The following is a 17,958-nucleotide window of genomic DNA, read 5'->3' on the forward strand; positions in this document are numbered from 1 at the left end:
CAGATATATCTCATCTATGATCACACGGTCGGCGGGAGGGCCATGCGGGAGGCAAGCGGCCGACTTTCGAGCAGCCACGATCTAACGAGTCAGAGGGGAATGACATGTTCGAACGTCTGGCCATCGGCAGTTGGGTTGCCACGCAACGGGGTTGCCCAGTACGAGCCGCATCTGATGACGACGACGGAGACAGCGTAACGCTGATCTTCGGACCGTCACACGGGAGCGAGTTCGAGCTCTCGCTGGATCTCGGGACCTTGGGTGAAGTCGTTCGCTTGGGTGCCCGCGCGCTCACCCAGGCAACCCGAACAGTCGATTCAGCCCACGTATCGCTTCACGCGTCAGTGGATCCGCTCGAGATCAATCACGCCAGCATCGTTCCTAACGATGCAACGTCAGCAATCGAAGTCGTAGTCGCCCGGGATCCCGACGGGCCGACCGAGATACAGGTTTTCGTAGACGGATCCCCGAGAACGGTTACCGAGTACCACGTCGATCCGGGGGCAGGATGGACATGGACCGACTGGACGCGCGCTCGGGACCGCAATCTCGCAAACGCTTCGCACGCCGTCCGTGCAGCGCTCAGGGAGGTCTACGCGAATCCGCCAGGCGGTGAGTACATCAGTGACCGCGGCAGTGCGAGCTGGCTCGACGACGCAGAGGGCGACGGCGGAGAGCACGAAATCACCGCGTAAGAGTTCGCTGTCTGCATCCTTATCCATCTAGCTCAGATTCGTTGTCACGATAGTGACTGGCGAGCCCGCTAACCGGTCCTCAATGAGGTGGGGACTGCCGCAACCAGGAGCGGTGGCTAGCTCAGTTCGAAGCGGCCACGTCGGGTATCGAGTGCTGCCCCGATCAGCTTTCGCGCCGCCTCGCCCGTAACCGACTGCCGTGCAAGAGTGTCGAACGCCCGTCCGTAGAGGGCGATCTCCCGAGGTTGGGTGACGGTCAGTTCGGCGGTGATCGCTTCGACAAGGACGATCTTCTGATCGAACATCGAAAAGTTCGTTGGCGCGAACGGTATCCCCGCAGTCGCGGGCACGATCCCGAGCGTGACTCGGGGTAGCCCGGTCACAGCAAGCAACCGGTCCAGCTGCCCGGCCATTACACCATCGGCACCGACCGTTGTGTACAGCGCTTGCTCTCCTACTAGGAAGTGGAACCGGCGGTTCCCTCGGTACATGAGTTGTTGACGCTCCAGACGTTTCGCGACACCAACCTCTACATCGTTGGGTGTCTGGTAGAACGTGCTCACGTTCTGGAGCACCACCGCCGCGTACTCGGCAGTCTGGAGAAATCCGGGAATGAAGTGCGGGTTGTATACCCGGATGATCTGAGCCATCTCGGTCAGACTGACCAGGGCATGTTGACGCTGCTTGGTGCCTACACCGAGCACCTTCCGCCATTCGAGATAGGCGGTTTCGATGTTATGGCGGGTAGCGAGTAGGTCCGACAACTGGTCGTTGTTGCCGGTGTGGTGGCAGTAGGCGCGAATATCGTTGTCGGATGGATTGATCCGCCCGTACTCGATCTTCGGCACCTTGGTTTGATGCCATCCGTTTCGCCGGGCCAGTTCGGCGCCGGATAAGCCCGCGGCAAGGCGAAGCTCCCGGAGTCGGCCCCCGAAAGCTTCGCGCTGTTGCTGGATCGAACTCGTCACGTGGTGACGTACTCCGCGTACGGCGTCGCCAGGTCCCACAGCCGCGCTTGCACGCCCCGGCAGTACTCCGCGATCCGTGGATCGGTGGTAACCGCAGCGCCAGCCGGTCTGCCGTTGGCATCGGACAGATTGAAAGCGACATGTTCGTCATCGAACAACCACCAGTCATCTGGTGGGACTTCCCCGGCGAGATGGCGGGGCAGATACCGGATGTCTTCCCCGGATTCGATGTTCCGGCCCGTGATCGACAGTAGCCAACGGTGGTAGCCGCTGAGTGGCACGGTGACAACGCGGACCCGGCTCACGGATACGCCTCGGTCCGCGGTCTCCCGCATGAGGCCATGCCACGGGACAGGCGGCTCATCCGGTGGTGGGTCTCCGTCGAGGAACGCTCGCAGACGGTTGTTCTCGGCAGGCTCGGCGTACGAGTCCCGGACCTCGAGATGGAACGCGCTGCGTCGGAGCCCACGGAACCATTCCGGCCAGGGGTCACCGTCGACCAGTAGCACCGTAGAACGTCCTCACTCTCTTCTTGACCTCGATTGCCGTCTCATCGTCTGCCAGTTCGAGCTGTGCCAGCGTCTCAGGCTCGGTCACCGGTCGGCCCGACAGGGTGAACGTGCCTCGACCGGTGTCCGTCATGGTCGCACCGATGAACGTGTCTGGCTCGACGAATCCCGTTAGCATATGTGGGATTTCGACTGTCCCGGGCTCGTCGGTCTCCCATCCCTGGATCAAGTAACCGTGGTCGGTGGCGTACAGAGACGGGCATCCATTGGCTTCGCTTCCGCCTTTGCCAAGGAACGTAAGTCCCATGTCAGAGTCCTCCTGTCAGTTATGCACATGCATGGCATCGACAGATCCGAGTCTGACCGAAGAATGCCGATTGCGGGCTGGTATCCATCGATCCGTGCATTCCTGTGCATAGGCATGGACCCGAGACGCCGCCCTTTCGTAGCTTCAATTCCGCACGTGGCACCGGGTGAGTTCCAGTCACTAGGTCATCGGTAGGCGGCTTCCCCGGTGCCGGGTGCTGTCAATGGGAACAGGAGGGAAACCGTGTCGTTGGTGAAGCGCACCCCCAAGGCCAATCGCCCGTATCCGATGCCGGTTGCCCGGCCTGAGGATCCGGCGCGTAGCCGAAGCATCGACGCAGTGGGAACCGCCGAAGCGGTCGGCATGAGCGAGGTAATCCGGCCGATGCTGGAAGCGCTCTCAGCGCGTGCTGCGGTCCGCTCGCTCACGATCCGGCGTGTGAACCGGCCGCCGTATGGGTGGGAGATGTCCAACGATCACCGCGTCGTCTGCTCTGGGTCCCTGGACAGGCTCGCGGAGTGGCTGAACGCGGCAGAACGTCAGCCGTGATTGTGTTCGGTTGGGTTGTCGTGATCGGGCTACCGCTGGCGGTGACGGTCGGAGTGATCGTGTGGCCGGACCGGATTCCGAAGGGCCGCATCGCGAGAGAGATCCGCGAGCGGATCGAACGCAAGGACACGGGCGGGACGAAGCCCGACGCGTCACGGAAGACCTGATCGGTTGCGGACCGGTCAGGCTATTCAGAATGGAGACAACGTTGCTGTACAACACTTCTCGGCTTGTTGCGATAGCTGCGATGCTGGCCTCTGCGTTGGTCTTCAACGCGGGACCGGCCACCGCCGCACCGATCCAAGCGAAGAAACCTATATGCGACAACGGCTTCAGCCCATGGACCACACCAACGGTTTTACCGCCCAAGATTGAAGGCTACGGGTGGGCTGAATGCGATATGCCGACCGATGGCGACCCAGGTCTCACCCACGTGTACTACCTCACCATGCAGCGCCGTAACGCATCTGGCGGTTGGGATTCTGTGGGCGAGCATATCCGCACCAGTCTCGTCCCTTGGGCCCGCCAGACATACACAGCCAGCGCCCCATGCTCGGCTGGATACTGGCGGATCTTCTCGTCGGTGATGGGTACTATCCAGGGCAGGCAATACGGTCCCATCGAAACCGCGTCCGAAGCGCGGGCCGTCACAGCCGCCGAGTGCGGATAGAGGGGATGACATGGGTCTACCGAATGGACGACGTTACGCCGACTACATCGGCCCGGTCAGCATAAGCGCCCGGGTGACCGGGGTTGTCCGCGCGCTGGCGCTGACACTGCCACGTCGGCGGAAGCTGCATCCGCATGACACCGGTGGCGGGTACCAGGGCGTTCGCCGCGAGTTCGGTCGGTGGGTCGTACGACCCATGACTGGCCCTGGCTCGCGTCGTTGGGTTAGCAAGCCGCATTACGCCAACCGAGCCATTCCCCGCAACGATCTCAAAGCAGCCGAGGACTGGATGCTCGAGCGCCTCGGAATCTGACACTTCAAACGGCCATCGGCTGCGATCGAAGTGGACCCCGGTTTTCGCCGGGGCCTACGCAGTTATGCGCGCATCAAGGACATCGCTTGTCCCAAGGGTAGCCAACCTACGTCGCCGGTTCGAGGGTCGACTTAGTAGCCCTCACTAGCCGATCGGTGCATGGTGCACCCCGGGTGAATGACGCAGGTTCGCTCACGAATCCGTGACTGGCGAGGGTGAACATGGCACACTCCACACGTGGATCGTGGGGTGAAGCTGGAGCTCGAGTTGCGCGAGATGATCTTCGATCATCTCGCCCAGCAGGTGCAGGAGAAGGGTTCGTTGCACCGCGACGAGCTGTCCGCGTTTCCGCTCGAGGGTGGACCACGTCGTCTCATCGACCAGAACCGCGGCATCTGGAATCCCCGCGATCTGATGGCAACATTGTCGATCGTCTCGAATCCGAACAGCCCCTATGCGGATGAGGAGATCGGCGACTCCATGTTCGTGTACTCGTACCGAGCCGGAAGCACGGACGGCGACAACGCGAAGCTACGGAGAGCACACGAACTGCAACTGCCGATCATCCTCCTTCGATGGATTCGTGCAGGAATCTATGTTCCCGTGTTTCCTGTTTACGTCATCAACGACGACAAGGCGCGGAAGCGGTTCTTACTCGCGCTGGATAAGGATCTTGCGGAAGTTCCGGACCCGGACAACCTGAGTCCCCTGGAGCGGCGCTACACGCGCCGCCTGGCCAAACAACGACTGCACCAGCCCGAGTTCAGGGGAAGGGTTCTGGTTGCATACGACAATCGCTGCGGGATCTGCGGTCTCGGATACCGCCAACTGTTGGATGCAGCCCACATCATTGCAGACAACTACGAGCACGGGACGCCTGAAGTAACGAATGGCCTCTGCCTCTGCAAGATCCACCACGCCGCGTTCGACGCAAACCTGCTCGGCATCTCCCCCGACTTGGACATCGTCATCGGACCGAGGCTGATGAACGATCTCAGTGATGGACCGATGCTGCGACACGGGTTTCGCGAAATGAACGGCAAGCGACTAGTGCCGCCACCTCGACGGCGCGACCAGCCCTCACGGGATCGATTGAAAGAACGGTTCGCGTCTTTCGAGGCCGCCAGCTGATACCAAACCCGATCCGGCGGTGCGGACCGGACATCGCAAAATCGTCAGTTTGTTCGCGGCTCACTCATCGCTGACTGGTAGAGACGAGACCAACCACTCAGCCCTGGCATACAGCTCATCGAATGTCACTACTTCCGGCTCTACGAGCTGCCGACGGAAGAGTTCGAACGATCGGAACTTGTCCTGATGCTCCCCGCCGTCCGGGCCGACGAATTGAGACAGCTGACCTATGACCACATACGAACGCGGGCGCAGGAGATAGGTGAAGCGCCCCGGAAGATCGCTTCCGTCGGGAGCCTTGTCCTGCAGCCGCTCTTGGAGTTCCAAGACGGCGCGGTGAACCGTACCTTGCGACTGCGCCACTGCGCCCGACAAGGCCGTGGAGGGCGCCCAACAGCCAGAACGATATTTTGAACCCAGTAGACCCGTCTTGTGCGTCTTGAACTCGCCGAAAACCATCGATCGAATCCGACCGGATGTCCGCATGAGGGCATCCACCCGCTTGCCGACGCCGCCAACAGTGAAGCCCGCCACGACCTGTTCGAGGCTCCTGTCGTCCCACGAGGTCAGAAGTTGTGCGCCGACAGAAAGCCCAAAGATCCAGGGATTCTCATCGAAGAAGTTCTGCCAGACAGCCTCTGCTTTGCCCGATGCTGTGGCCGCGGCCTCCGCGTCGAAGAAGGCGTCGTCGGTAAGCAAGCGATGGAATCGATCGACCTGCTGCCTGCGATGAGCCATGGCCACGACATCGTGTGCTGCCTCGTCGTCCTCGATCAGCTTCCGGAAGAGAGCTGGGTTCGCTCGGTACGCCGCGATGAGCCGCGCCTCGTCCCTGCCAACACCTGCTGGCGCCACGAAACCGAACGCCTTACAAAGTATCTCGAAGAGCTCGGCGCCGCTCTCTCGGTCGAGCTGGAGCGATTGACTGCTCTTACGATGCGACGCGCGGTGCTCAGACCCGAATGTCGTCAGATGAAGCAGCGGCGAATCGTCGGCATCCTCGATCACCTGCCACTCGCACTCAACGCGGTTATCCAGTTTATGCGGCCGTACTTGTTGGCTATTCGGAAGAAATCCCTGAATTCGAGCCATGTCTGGACAATCCCCTCGCCGCGCCTCGACACCCCCTCCGAGACCAAAGCGAGCACCACACTGCTGGACGATTGTCCTGCAATGCCGAGTTGCTGTCAACGAATATTTCGACGGTGGACCTGAAATGCGCTCGATACCAGTCGATTTGACACAACACGAGGGCGCTTAACGGCGCCGATTCGGCTGACCTTACGCAGGGAGTAGGCGGCTGATCACTTCGGTCAGCTGACGCACATTGCGGCATTCGTGCATCGTCACGTGATCCGCGTAGGTCAACGCGGCGGAATCCCCCGTGGCCCACGACCGGGCCGGTTCCGGGTTCAACCAGTGGGCGTGTTTGGCTCGGTCGGTCATCGCCTCCAGGGCCGGGAGGTTGGGGTCGGTGCGGTTGGTGCGGGCGTCGCCGAGGATGAGGAGGGAGGTGCGGGGGCCGAGGGCTTCGAGGTGGGTGTCGGCGAAGGTGCGGAGGGCTTCGCCGTAGTTGCTGCTGCCGAAGCGAGAGACGTTCGCCTCGCGGATGATTCGGGTGGAGAGGCCGGGCTGGGGTGGTTCGCCGGGGGTGAAGAAGCCGGTGATCTCGTCGCAGGTGTCGATGAAGCCGAAGCTGCGGACTTTGCTGAATTGGTCTTGCAGCGCTTGGACGAGTTGGAGGGTGAATTCGGCGAAGCCGGTGACGGAGCCGGAGAGGTCGGCCAGGACGACGAGGTCGGGGCGGCCGTGTTTGCGGGCGCGCAGCACCGGGTTGACGGGGACGCCGCCGGTGGCCATGGAGCGGCGCAGGGTGCGGCGCATGTCGATCTGGCCGCGGACGGCCTTGCGGCGGCGGGCGGCGAGGCGGGTGGCGAGTTTGCGCGCCAACGGGTTGACGAGGCGGCGCATTTCGGCGAGGTCTTGTTCGCGGGCGCCGAGGAAATCGATCCGGTCGGTGGCGGTGTCGACGCCCCGGCGGGCGATGTAGTCGGTGCCGCGAAGGTCGGCCGAGCGCAGGCGCGCCTCGGTTTGTACGGCGCTGCGGAAGGCACGCAGCCGACGTTGCGCCTCGATGGTCTGGACGGCGGAGTCGAGTTCACCCGCGCCGCTCATGCCTGCGACGATCCGGTCCAGAAGTTCTTCCGGGCGAAGGGCTTTCATGGTCTGGTATGAGGACCAGCCCGCTCCGGAGGCGGTGGTGACCGGTCGGGAGGGTTGACCCGCCCCGCCCACTCCGCCGTAACCGCCTAGCTCGGTGAGTGTTTGGCGGGCGAGTTCGGCGAGGGCGGCCTGATCATCGGTGGCCAATGCGGCGGTCAGACGCTCGCGCAGCGTGTCGATGGATTCGGGAACCGTTGCGGGCGTTGGCCGCTCGGCGGTCAGGAAGTAGAGGTCGAAGAGTTGGTCGAAAACGGCGCGCTGGCCGTTGCGGCGGAGCAGACAGGCGGCCAGACCCGAACGCAGGCGGTCGCGGTTCTCGATGCCGAGCGCGACGATCGCCGCCGCGGCGTCGACGGTTTCGCTGGGTCCCGCGTGGATGCCGTGTTCGCGCAGCAGGCCGACGAAGTCGACGAGACGGTCTGTCAGCGTCTCGTCGGAACCGACCCGCAGGTCACGGTGGGACGGCGCGCTCACCATAGAGCCCTTTCCCCGGACCACCCGAGGCGCGACCTACCGCTGCCGCACCGACGGTCTCGCAGCTGGACGACACGAAATCCCCCACCGACGAAGGCGATTCGACAATTGCCCAGCTGCGGGACAACGCATTCGAGGCCGGGTCCCTTCATCGTCCGTCGCGCTCCGCGTCCGACAACGCCAGCTTCTCGACCGCGATGCGGTGGTCCGACTGATACTTCAACAGCACACCCAGTGTCGAGCGCACAACGCCGTTGGTCAGGTTCCGCGCCCCCAGCGCCACGAGCGTCTTCGCCCAATCGACGGTCTCGGCGATCGACGGCGATTTGCGCAGCGGCAGTTCGCGCAGCGCGCCGACCACCCGCACGATCGGCTCGCCGAGCGCCTCGTCCAGCTCGGGCACCTTCATCCGGACGATCGCGCGCTCGAGTTCTGCCGTCGGATAGTCGATGTGCAGGTAGAGGCAGCGCCGCTTCAGCGCTTCGGAGAGGTCGCGGTTGGCGTTGGAGGTGACGATGACGAACGGCTTGCGCACCGCGGTGACGGTGCCGAACTCGGGGATGCTGACCTGGAAGTCGCCGAGCACCTCGAGCAGCAGCCCTTCGAGTTCGACGTCGGCCTTATCGAGTTCGTCGATGAGCAGGACGGTGGGTTCGGGGTTGCGGATGGCGGCCAGCAGCGGGCGGTCGAGCAGGAACTCCTCGGTGAAGACGTGATCGCGCGTGCGGTTCCAGTCCTCGCTGTCGGCGGCGGTGATGCGCAGCAGCTGCTTGGCGTGGTTCCACTCGTAGAGGGCGCGCGCCTCGTCGATGCCCTCGTAGCACTGCAGGCGGATCAGTTCGGCCTGGGTCGCCGCGGCGACGGCCCTCGCCAGCTCGGTCTTGCCGACGCCTGCGGGACCCTCGATCAGCAACGGCTTGCCGAGGTGTCCGGCGAGGAACACGGCCGTGGCGATATCCAGGGACGGCAGGTAACCCGCCGCGGTCAGACGCCGGGTCACCTCGTCGACCGAATCGAAGAACTTACTCATCGGTAGCCAGTGTAGAAGGACTCTTCGACGCCGCTCGCTCGACCGCCGAACCGCGCACCCGCGACGGGCTCGGCTCGGTCTCACGCCTCCGGTTCGGCGGCGACGACGCGTCCGGTCTCGATCGCCTCGAGCAGCGCCTGGTGATCCTCGAGGGTCTGGTCCGCATACGCGAGGGCGAACGCCGCCATCGCGCGATCGAACGCATCACCGGTCCCGAGATACGCGGCGATGGCGACGCGATCGCCGGAGCGGGCGTGGGCACGCGCCAGGCTGTATCCGCACAGCGTGGCGTACTCGGTCAGCGCCGCGAAGGGCATGTCCTCGATCACCGCGGAGCCCTTCATGTCTCGCAGCTGACGCCAGTAGTAGTGGCGACCCTCCGGCCCGGTGGCCCAGCCGAGGAAGATGTCGCTGGCGGCCTGCATGAGTCGCTGCCCGTGGACCACCCGGTGGCCTTGGTGCCGGAACTGGCTCTTCGTCAGATGCGGGCTCAGCACCGACTCCTGGGCCTCTTTGACCTGGAGGAACAGCGGACCGGAGGTGTCGCGGTCGACGAGCAGGCCGATGAAGCATCTGGTGCCGACGCTGCCGACGCCTACCACCTTGCGGGCGACCTCGACCAACCGGTGCCGGTCCAGCAACACCCGGCGCTCCTCGGGCAGGCTGCGACGGTAAGCGGCGAATACCGACGAGACCGCCTCCTCTTCCGCCGGTTCGAGGGGCGTGAGCAACGGCGGACGGTGCCGGATCCGGACGCGACCGTCGGCGCCGGGCTCGGTGAGCTTCTCCAGCGCTTGCAGGCTGGTGCGGGCGCGCGCCGACGCCAGCGTCCGTTCGACGCCCTTGCGCCGCTTGGGATTGCGCACCACCGCCGCGACAGCGTCGGCGTTGACCTGCTGGTACCAGACCGTCATGCCGTCGAGCGCGGCGAACCGGAGCATCGCTTCGCGGTAGCCGCGGGCGGCGGCAAGCACGGCTTGCTCCGCGTCGACGTCGGGGCGGCCGTTGGCCCGGGCGGCGACCGCGATGCTGGCGGCCAAGCGCTTCACATCCCATTCGAACGGACCCGGCAAGGTCTCGTCGAAATCGTTCAGGTCGAACACCAGCGAGCGTTCCGGCGAGGCGAACAGGCCGAAGTTCGACAGGTGCGCGTCACCGCACAGTTGCACGGTCAACCCGGTGTTCGGGGACGCGGCCAGATCGGCGGCCATGATGGCGGGCGCGCCGCGCAGGAACGGGAACGGCGCGGCGGCCATCCGCGCGTAGCGAATGGGAACGAGCTCGGGGACACGGGTGGCAGCCTGGCGCTCCAGCGTGGTAACCGGATCGATGCGGTCGGCCGCAGATTGCCAGGCGCCGAGCGCGGAACGCGAGATCCGTTTGCGCGCCGCGCGTCCGAGCTCGGCGGCGGCCGAATCGGCTGACACCACAGACAGGGTTGTCATTTGCCCAGTCTGGCGCGTTGCGACGGCCGTGGCAAGGCTCGAGAGGCATCGTGGCGAGTCGGAACCGATTCGCGGGGAACCTTACACGCCGGGTCCATTGCCAGATAGTTGCTATTCGCGGGGTACAGGCACTGAGACGAGGTGAGCGCTCCGAACGCACGGGACGACGCGGCCGGTCGGCGGATACGTCTGCGGCGCAACGAGTACGCCAGGGCGGTCCGGTACAACCCCGGCGTCACACTCAGGGGATCCCCCCATCGGGGTAGTACTTCGGACTGAAAGTCTTCTCGAATGCCGATCTCCCAGTGACGTTTCGGCCCGAGTGGTGCAGAGTGTAGGCGTGCGGTCGCCCGCACGGCGGTATGTCCAGGGGGTCGCATTCCGGCGACGACGACGGCACGTCATGTCCCGACCCGTTCGCCCAGCTCAGGCGGACGTATCTCCGCGAGGGGATGGCGAACGAGCAGTTCGCCGCAGCGTGAAAGGATTGATGTTGTCCACCACAAGCAAGTCCGCGACCGGACGGATGCTGGCCCGCGTGGCCGTCGCAGGCGCGGTCGCCGCAATACCTTTGGCCGCCTTGGCCGTACCCGCAACGGCCGAGCCGGGCGCCCCCACCCTCACCGAGGTCCGCCACCACCCCAAGGATTGCCACGGGGACTGGGGCTGGGATCTCTGGGACAACGACTGGAACCGGTGGAACCAGTGGGATCGTTGCGACGGCTGGCACGACAACGGCTGGCACGGCAACGGTCACTGGGGCTGGCCGCGCGGCGTCTTCTTCGGCAGCAGCTAGACGCACAGCACCTGATAACAGAACGGCCCGGCACCTCGAGGTGCCGGGCCGTTCTGTGCCGCAACGATTACGCGGTCTCGGTGATCGGCCGGTCGACCCAGCTCATCAGGCCGCGCAGCTTGGCGCCGGTGACCTCGATGGGGTGCTCGGCGTTCTTCTTGCGCAGACCCTCGAGCTCCTTGTTGCCGCCCTCGACGTTGGCGACCAGGCGCTTGACGAAGGTACCGTCCTGGATGTCCTTGAGGATCGCCTTCATCCGCTCCTTGGTGTCGGCGTCGATGACGCGCGGACCCGACAGGTAGCCACCGAACTCGGCGGTGTCGGAGACGGAGTAGTTCATCCGCGCGATGCCGCCCTCGTACATCAGGTCGACGATCAGCTTCAGCTCGTGCAGCACCTCGAAGTAGGCCATCTCCGGCGCGTAACCGGCCTCGACCATGACCTCGAAACCGGTCTTCACCAGCTCCTCGGTACCACCGCACAGCACGGCCTGCTCACCGAACAGGTCGGTCTCGGTCTCTTCCTTGAAGGTGGTCTTGATGACGCCGGCGCGGGTGCCGCCGATGCCCTTGGCGTAGGACAGCGCCAGCGCCTGGCCCTCGCCCTTCGGGTCCTGGTCGATGGCGATCAGGGCGGGAACACCCTTGCCGTCGACGAACTGGCGACGCACCAGGTGGCCGGGGCCCTTCGGCGCGACCATGCCGATGGTCACCTCCGCCGGGGGCTTGATCAGGCCGAAGTGGATGTTCAGGCCGTGGCCGAAGAACAGCGCGTCGCCGTCCTTCAGGTTCGGCTCGATGTCGTTGGTGAAGATGGACGCCTGCGCGGTGTCGGGCGCCAGCACCATGATCACGTCGGCCCACTCCGAAACCTCGGCCGGGGTACCGACGGTCAGGCCGGCTTCCTCGGCCTTCGGGCGCGACTTCGAACCCTCAGCGAGACCGACGCGGACGTCCACGCCGGAGTCGCGCAGGCTCAGCGAGTGCGCGTGGCCCTGGCTGCCGTAGCCGATGACAGCGACCTTGCGGCCCTGGATGATCGACAGGTCGGCGTCGTTGTCGTAGAACATCTCGACTGCCACTTGGTTGGTTCCCTTCTAGTGATTCTTGATAGGTCTGTTTGTCCAGCGCGTCGCGGTGCTAGCGCGTTGCAGTAATTGATTTCGGCCCGCGGCCGACAGCGACCACACCGGACTGCACGATCTCGCGGATACCGTACGGCTCGAGCATGCGCAGCAGCGCGTCCAGCTTCGACCGGGTTCCGGTCGCCTCGACGGTCAGCGCGTCGGGCGAGACGTCGATCACCTTGGCGCGGAACAGCTGCACCGCCTCGATCACCTGGGTGCGCACGCTGGCGTCGGCGCGCACCTTCACCAGGATCAGCTCGCGCGCCACCGAGGCGTCGGCGTCCTGCTCGACGATCTTGATGACGTTCACCAGCTTGTTGAGCTGCTTGGTGACCTGCTCGAGCGGCAGGTCCTCGACCGTCACGACGATCGTCATGCGCGAGATCTCGGGGATCTCGGTGCCGCCGACCGCGAGCGACTCGATGTTGAACCCGCGGCGCGAGAACAGGCTCGCCACCCGCGCCAACACGCCCGGCTTGTCCTCGACGAGGACGCTCAGGGTGTGGGTGCTACTCATGCCTGCCCCTCGCTGACGCTCGGTGCCGGCATGCGTAGCGCACGCTGGCACATGATTCGTTCGCTGCGCTCACTCACGCCTCGGTCCCCTTGTTCTTCTCGTGCGACATCGCCTCGTGGATGACGGCGGGCTCGGCGGCCTGCTCGTCCTCGTCGAACAGCGGCCGGATGCCGCGCGCGGCCATGATCTCGTCGTTGCTGGTGCCCGCGGCGACCATCGGCCACACCTGCGCGTCCTTGCCGACGATGAAATCGATCACCACCGGACGGTCGTTGATGGACTGCGCCTCACGGATCGCGGCCTCGACGTCCTCTTCCTTCTCCACGCGAATGCCGTGGCAGCCCAGCGCCTCGGCCAGCTTGACGAAGTCGGGGATGCGCAGGGTGTGCGTGCCGAGGTCGGTGTTGGAGTAGCGCTCTTCGTAGAAGAGGGTCTGCCACTGCCGGACCATGCCCAGGTTGCCGTTGTTGATCAGCGCGACCTTGATCGGCACGCCCTCGACGGCGCAGGTGGCCAGCTCCTGATTGGTCATCTGGAAGCAGCCGTCGCCGTCGACCGCCCACACTTCCTTGTCCGGCGCGCCCATCTTGGCGCCCATGGCGGCCGGGACGGCGTAGCCCATGGTGCCGAGACCACCGGAGTTCAGCCAGGTGCGCGGCTTCTCGTACTTGATGAACTGAGCGGCCCACATCTGGTGCTGGCCGACGCCCGCGCAGTAGATCGCGTCCGGACCGGCCAGGCGGCCGAGCGCGTCGATGACGAACTCCGGCGACAGCGAGCCGTCCTTCGGCGGGGTCCAGCCGAGCGGGTACTGCTTGCGAATGCCGTCCAGGTAGGCCCACCACTCGGTGAGCTCGAGCAGCGGCGCCTCGCCCGCGGCCGGATCGGACTTCAGCGTCTCGATCAGCTCGGTGATGACCTCGCGGCAGTCGCCGACGATCGGGACGTCGGCGTGCCGGTTCTTGCCGATCTCGGCCGGGTCGATGTCGGCGTGGATCACCTTGGCGCCGGGCGCGAAGGAGTCCAGCTGGCCGGTGACGCGGTCGTCGAAGCGGGCGCCGAGGGTGATCAGCAGGTCGGACCTCTGCAGCGCCGCGACCGCGCCGACGGTGCCGTGCATGCCGGGCATGCCCATGTTCAGCTGGTGGCTGTCCGGGAACGCGCCGCGCGCCATCAGGGTGGTGACCACCGGGATGCCGGTCAGCTCGGCGAGCTCCAGCAGTTCGGCCGAGGCGTCGGCCTTGATCACGCCGCCGCCCACGTACAGCACGGGGGCCTTGGACTCGAGGATCATCCGCGCGGCCTCACGCACCTGCTTGCCGTGCGGCTTGGTGACCGGACGGTAGCCGGGCAGCCGCATCTCCGGCGGCCAGCTGAAGGTGGTCTGCGCCTGCAGCACGTCCTTCGGGATGTCGACGAGCACGGCGCCCGGCCTGCCCGAGGCGGCCAGGTAGAACGCCTCGGCGATCATGCGCGGGATGTCGACGCCGTCGGTGATCAGGAAGTTGTGCTTGGTGATCGGCATGGTGATGCCGGAGATGTCGGCTTCCTGGAAGGCGTCGGTGCCGATCAGGCTGCGGCCGACCTGGCCGGTGATCGCGACGATCGGCACCGAGTCCATCTGGGCGTCGGCGATCGGCGTCACCAGGTTGGTCGCGCCGGGACCGGATGTGGCCATACACACACCGACCTTGCCGGTCGCTTGCGCGTAACCGGTGGCCGCGTGACCCGCGCCCTGCTCGTGGCGCACCAGCACGTGGCGGACCTTGGTGGAGTCGAAGAGCGGGTCGTACACCGGGAGAATCGCGCCGCCGGGAATGCCGAATACGGTGTCGACGCCGAGCTCCTCGAGCGAGCGGACGACGGACTGCGCGCCGGTGACCCGCTCGGGCGGGACCTGGCGGCGGTTCGCCGCGGTCGTCGAGTTGCCAGCGGGCGATGCCTGCTGAGTAGCCGAAGGCGCTGACCTGCGGGCCGAGGGCCCGGGCCGTGCGGTTGGTGCGCTCACCGTCTTCGTTTCCTAACTTGTCGTTCTTGACCCCGGACAACACTGCTGTGCTTGACACGACCGGTCTTCGCGACCCGCCGCGCCGGAAAATGCCCGAACACAAAAAAGCCCCCGACCAGCGCTAGCTGTTCGAGGGTGGCGCGTCGCAACGCGAGCTGACGTATTCGACCTAGGTAGTCAGGCTCAACGCTGGACGCGCCGGCCGAGTACGAGCAACTCGTTTCGATTCACGCGCACGACGTTAAGCGGGCGTGAAGCGATGAGTCAAACAGATGACCCAGTGCATCCCATTATGTGGGACTCCAGTGGTTGCTTGTGTCCGATTACCAGGATGCGAGGATGGTGGTGTGTCATCACCGCATCAGTCCGTGCCACCGGCTAAATCGTCCCATACCTCCGACTCGGGATCGGATACGGGTCGACCGGAGGTGAAGGTCATCCGCATCCAGCCGCTCGCCTACCTCGGCGTGGTCGTGCTCGCGCTGTGCGTGTTCCTGTTCTTCGTCGGGTGGCCCGCGGGCCTGTGGTGGTTGCTGCTGCTTCCCGTGGTGGTGGCCGCCTGGGTGGCGCGCACCCGGACCGTCGTGTCCGACTCCGGACTCGACCTGCGCAGCCTCGTGGGATCGCGGCACCTCGACTGGGAGCAGATCAAGGGCGTGAGCATTCCCAAGCGCGGGTTCGTACGCGCGCACCTGACCGACGATTCGGAGGTGAAGCTGCCCGCGGTGAGTTACGACCAGCTGCGCACGCTGATCACCGCGTCGAAGGGGCGGCTGCCCGATCTGTTCGGCGCGGCCGCCGCTGCCGAGGCCGAGCGGGACGCCGAGGAGCGCGCGAGCGAGAAGCCGACCGGCCAGGACGCTCCGGAGACGGACAGCAAGTCGGAAGACGACTAGCGCCCGCGACACGACACGCGCCCCGCTCGCTCGCGCGGGACGAAACCCGATCGCGCACTCGGGTCTTCGCCGCGACGGAATATCGACTGGACGCGCGGCGCTAGTCTTGGCGTAGCCGCGCCGACGACGGACACCCGCCGCGCGGCTGGACGGTTCGAGTACCGACACACACTCGACGACACCGTCCGCGCCGACGACCACCACCCGCGGCGACCACGCGACGCGCACCACCGCCGCGGCGGATCGACTACCGCGACCGGCGAAATCGGCCCGCCACCCCCGGGAGTACCGTGGAACAGCCGCCGAGCGAGTTCCGCGCACGCCGAGCGAACTCCGCGCAGTCGCACCACAGCCCCCGCGACCCCCTCGAGGACCATCCATGCCACCGCTTCGTTCACGCACCACCACCGCCGGACGCAACGCCGCAGGCGCACGCGCGCTCTGGCGGGCCACCGGCCTCACCGATTCCGACTTCGGCAAGCCGATCGTCGCCATCGCGAACTCCTACACCCAGTTCGTGCCCGGCCACGTGCATCTGAAGGACGTCGGCGAGATCGTGGCCGAGGCGGTCCGCGCCGCGGGCGGCGTGCCGCGCGAATTCCACACCATCGCCGTGGACGACGGCATCGCGATGGGCCACGGCGGCATGCTCTACTCGCTGCCCTCCCGCGAGATCATCGCCGACTCTGTGGAATACATGGCCAACGCGCACACCGCCGACGCCCTGGTGTGCATCTCCAACTGCGACAAGATCACTCCCGGCATGCTGAACGCCGCCATGCGGCTCAACATCCCGGCCGTGTTCGTCTCCGGCGGTCCGATGGAGGCCGGTAAGGCCGTCGTGGTCGGCGGCGTCGCCCAGGCTCCGACGGACCTGATCACCGCGATCTCGGCCAGCGCCAACAGCAATGTCACCGAGGAAGGGCTGGACGAGGTCGAGCGCAGCGCCTGTCCGACCTGCGGCTCCTGCTCGGGCATGTTCACCGCCAACTCGATGAACTGCCTCACCGAGGCGCTGGGTCTCGCGCTGCCCGGCAACGGATCCACGCTCGCCACGCACGCCGCACGCCGCGCGCTGTTCGAGAGGGCGGGCCGGGTGATCGTCGACATCGCCAACCGCTGGTACCGCGAGGACGACGCCTCGGTGCTGCCGCGAAACGTGGCCAACGCGAAGGCGTTCCGCAACGCGATGGCGCTCGACGTGGCGATGGGCGGTTCCACCAACACGGTGCTGCACACCCTCGCCGCCGCCCAGGAGGGCGAGATCGATTTCGATCTGGGCACCATCGACGAGATCAGCCGCAAGGTGCCCTGCCTGTCGAAGGTCTCGCCGAACTCGGACTACCACATGGAGGACGTGCACCGGGCCGGCGGCATCCCCGCCATCCTCGGCGAGCTGCGCCGCGCCGGGCTGCTCGACTCCGACGTGACCACCGTGCACACCGCGAGCTTCGACGAGTGGCTCGACACCTGGGACATCCGCTCCGGCAAGGCATCCGACGAGGCCGTCGAATTGTTCCACGCCGCGCCCGGCGGAGTCCGCACTACCGAGCCGTTCTCCACGGAGAACCGGTGGTCCTCGCTGGACACCGACGCCGCGAACGGCTGCATCCGCGACAAGGAGCACGCCTACACCGTCGAGGGTGGTCTGGTCGTGCTGCGCGGCAACATCGCGCCGGACGGCGCGATCCTCAAGACCGCGGGCATCGACGAGGACCTGTTCTCCTTCCAGGGCCCTGCCGTCGTCGTGGAATCGCAGGAGGAGGCCGTGTCGGTCATCCTCGCCAAGCAGATCAAGCCGGGCGACGTGATCGTCGTGCGCTACGAAGGCCCTTCGGGCGGGCCGGGCATGCAGGAAATGCTGCACCCCACCGCGTTCCTGAAGGGCTCGGGCCTCGGCAAGCAGTGCGCGCTGATCACCGACGGCCGCTTCTCCGGAGGCACCTCGGGCCTGTCGATCGGCCACATCTCGCCCGAGGCGGCCAGCGGCGGCGTGATCGGACTCGTCGAGAACGGCGACCAGATCCGCATCGACGTCGCCACCCGCACCCTCGAGGTGCTGGTCGACGACGCCGTCCTCGCCGAGCGTCGCGCCAAGATGGAAGCCTCCGAGCGCCCCTGGCAGCCCGCCGACCGCGACCGCCCCGTCACCACCGCGCTGCGCGCCTACGCCGCCCTGGCCACCTCGGCCGACAAGGGCGCCGTCCGCCGCGTGCCCTGATCGCCCGCATGCGTAGAGGCCCCGGCACTCGCCCGGGGCCTCTACGCTGCGCGGTTCGCGGACGGGATCCGCGAAAAGGG

Annotated in this window: 18 protein-coding genes; 8 read left to right on the forward strand and 10 right to left on the reverse strand. The window is 66.0% G+C overall.

Features of this window, described 5'->3' with window-relative positions; translation table 11 throughout:
* Positions 1-104: 104 nt before the first annotated feature.
* Entirely contained in the window at positions 105-695 is a 591-nt protein-coding gene (locus tag AC3ERS_RS32815; RefSeq protein ID WP_431972031.1) for a hypothetical protein, read from the forward strand.
* Between the two features lie 116 nt (positions 696-811).
* On the opposite strand, the gene AC3ERS_RS32820 is transcribed toward AC3ERS_RS32815, so the two are convergent.
* The 3 genes from AC3ERS_RS32820 to AC3ERS_RS32830 are packed head-to-tail and all read right to left on the reverse strand — an operon-like array spanning position 812 to position 2,479.
* Positions 812-1,663 carry a helix-turn-helix domain-containing protein gene (locus AC3ERS_RS32820; RefSeq protein ID WP_431972032.1) on the reverse strand — a complete coding sequence of 284 codons (852 nt, stop codon included), beginning with the start codon at positions 1,661-1,663 and terminating at the stop codon, positions 812-814.
* The gene (locus AC3ERS_RS32825) at positions 1,660-2,172 is read right to left on the reverse strand and encodes a DUF6879 family protein (protein WP_431972033.1); all 513 of its coding nucleotides are present in this window, start codon (positions 2,170-2,172) and stop codon (positions 1,660-1,662) included. Before AC3ERS_RS32825 ends, AC3ERS_RS32820 begins: the two co-directional genes overlap by 4 nt.
* Positions 2,153-2,479, reverse strand: a complete 327-nt coding sequence (locus AC3ERS_RS32830) for a hypothetical protein (protein WP_431972034.1) — start codon at positions 2,477-2,479, stop codon at positions 2,153-2,155. Before AC3ERS_RS32830 ends, AC3ERS_RS32825 begins: the two co-directional genes overlap by 20 nt.
* Positions 2,480-2,722: 243 nt before the next feature.
* On the opposite strand from AC3ERS_RS32830, the gene AC3ERS_RS32835 reads away from it, so the two are divergent.
* The 4 genes from AC3ERS_RS32835 (at position 2,723) to AC3ERS_RS32850 (ending at position 5,142) form a co-directional block, all read left to right on the forward strand.
* Positions 2,723-3,028 (forward strand): hypothetical protein, encoded by a 306-nt coding sequence (locus tag AC3ERS_RS32835; RefSeq protein ID WP_431972035.1) that lies wholly within the window; start codon positions 2,723-2,725, stop codon positions 3,026-3,028.
* Positions 3,025-3,195 carry a hypothetical protein gene (locus AC3ERS_RS32840; RefSeq protein ID WP_431972036.1) on the forward strand — a complete coding sequence of 57 codons (171 nt, stop codon included), beginning with the start codon at positions 3,025-3,027 and terminating at the stop codon, positions 3,193-3,195. The genes AC3ERS_RS32835 and AC3ERS_RS32840 overlap by 4 nt, the downstream gene beginning before the upstream one ends.
* A gap of 29 nt (positions 3,196-3,224) precedes the next feature.
* Positions 3,225-3,698 (forward strand): hypothetical protein, encoded by a 474-nt coding sequence (locus AC3ERS_RS32845; RefSeq protein ID WP_431972037.1) that lies wholly within the window; start codon positions 3,225-3,227, stop codon positions 3,696-3,698.
* A gap of 562 nt (positions 3,699-4,260) precedes the next feature.
* Entirely contained in the window at positions 4,261-5,142 is an 882-nt protein-coding gene (locus tag AC3ERS_RS32850) for an HNH endonuclease (RefSeq protein ID WP_431972038.1), read from the forward strand.
* Between the two features lie 60 nt (positions 5,143-5,202).
* Here AC3ERS_RS32850 and AC3ERS_RS32855 read toward each other — a convergent pair whose 3' ends face one another.
* The 4 genes from AC3ERS_RS32855 to AC3ERS_RS32870 all read right to left on the reverse strand — a co-directional run bounded on the left by AC3ERS_RS32855 (position 5,203) and on the right by AC3ERS_RS32870 (position 10,314).
* Positions 5,203-6,234 (reverse strand): Shedu immune nuclease family protein, encoded by a 1,032-nt coding sequence (locus tag AC3ERS_RS32855; RefSeq protein ID WP_431972039.1) that lies wholly within the window; start codon positions 6,232-6,234, stop codon positions 5,203-5,205.
* A 189-nt stretch (positions 6,235-6,423) separates the two neighbouring features.
* Positions 6,424-7,839 carry a vWA domain-containing protein gene (locus tag AC3ERS_RS32860; protein WP_431972040.1) on the reverse strand — a complete coding sequence of 472 codons (1,416 nt, stop codon included), beginning with the start codon at positions 7,837-7,839 and terminating at the stop codon, positions 6,424-6,426.
* A 148-nt stretch (positions 7,840-7,987) separates the two neighbouring features.
* Complete coding sequence (locus AC3ERS_RS32865) at positions 7,988-8,869, reverse strand: AAA family ATPase (protein WP_431972041.1); 882 nt, start codon at positions 8,867-8,869, stop codon at positions 7,988-7,990.
* An 80-nt stretch (positions 8,870-8,949) separates the two neighbouring features.
* On the reverse strand, positions 8,950-10,314 hold the full coding sequence (locus AC3ERS_RS32870) for a DUF2252 domain-containing protein (protein ID WP_431972042.1): 1,365 nt from the start codon (positions 10,312-10,314) through the stop codon (positions 8,950-8,952).
* Positions 10,315-10,804: 490 nt separating this feature from the next.
* Between AC3ERS_RS32870 and AC3ERS_RS32875 the strand changes: the two genes are divergently transcribed.
* Positions 10,805-11,110 (forward strand): hypothetical protein, encoded by a 306-nt coding sequence (locus AC3ERS_RS32875; protein WP_431972043.1) that lies wholly within the window; start codon positions 10,805-10,807, stop codon positions 11,108-11,110.
* Between the two features lie 67 nt (positions 11,111-11,177).
* Here the strand turns inward: AC3ERS_RS32875 and ilvC are convergent, their stop codons facing one another.
* The 3 genes from ilvC to AC3ERS_RS32890 all read right to left on the reverse strand — a co-directional run bounded on the left by ilvC (position 11,178) and on the right by AC3ERS_RS32890 (position 14,761).
* Positions 11,178-12,179, reverse strand: coding sequence for a ketol-acid reductoisomerase (ilvC, locus tag AC3ERS_RS32880; protein ID WP_431972105.1), 1,002 nt, complete (start codon positions 12,177-12,179; stop codon positions 11,178-11,180).
* Positions 12,180-12,249: 70 nt separating this feature from the next.
* Positions 12,250-12,753, reverse strand: a complete 504-nt coding sequence (ilvN, locus tag AC3ERS_RS32885) for an acetolactate synthase small subunit (protein WP_067832673.1) — start codon at positions 12,751-12,753, stop codon at positions 12,250-12,252.
* 73 nt (positions 12,754-12,826) lie between these two features.
* Positions 12,827-14,761, reverse strand: coding sequence for an acetolactate synthase large subunit (locus AC3ERS_RS32890; RefSeq protein ID WP_431972044.1), 1,935 nt, complete (start codon positions 14,759-14,761; stop codon positions 12,827-12,829).
* Positions 14,762-15,189: 428 nt separating this feature from the next.
* Between AC3ERS_RS32890 and AC3ERS_RS32895 the strand changes: the two genes are divergently transcribed.
* Both AC3ERS_RS32895 and ilvD read left to right on the forward strand, forming a co-directional pair.
* Positions 15,190-15,657, forward strand: coding sequence for a PH domain-containing protein (locus AC3ERS_RS32895; protein ID WP_431972045.1), 468 nt, complete (start codon positions 15,190-15,192; stop codon positions 15,655-15,657).
* A gap of 379 nt (positions 15,658-16,036) precedes the next feature.
* Entirely contained in the window at positions 16,037-17,878 is a 1,842-nt protein-coding gene (ilvD, locus tag AC3ERS_RS32900; RefSeq protein ID WP_431972046.1) for a dihydroxy-acid dehydratase, read from the forward strand.
* Positions 17,879-17,958 lie beyond the last annotated feature (80 nt).

It is taken from the genome of Nocardia sp. bgisy134, assembly GCF_057708325.1.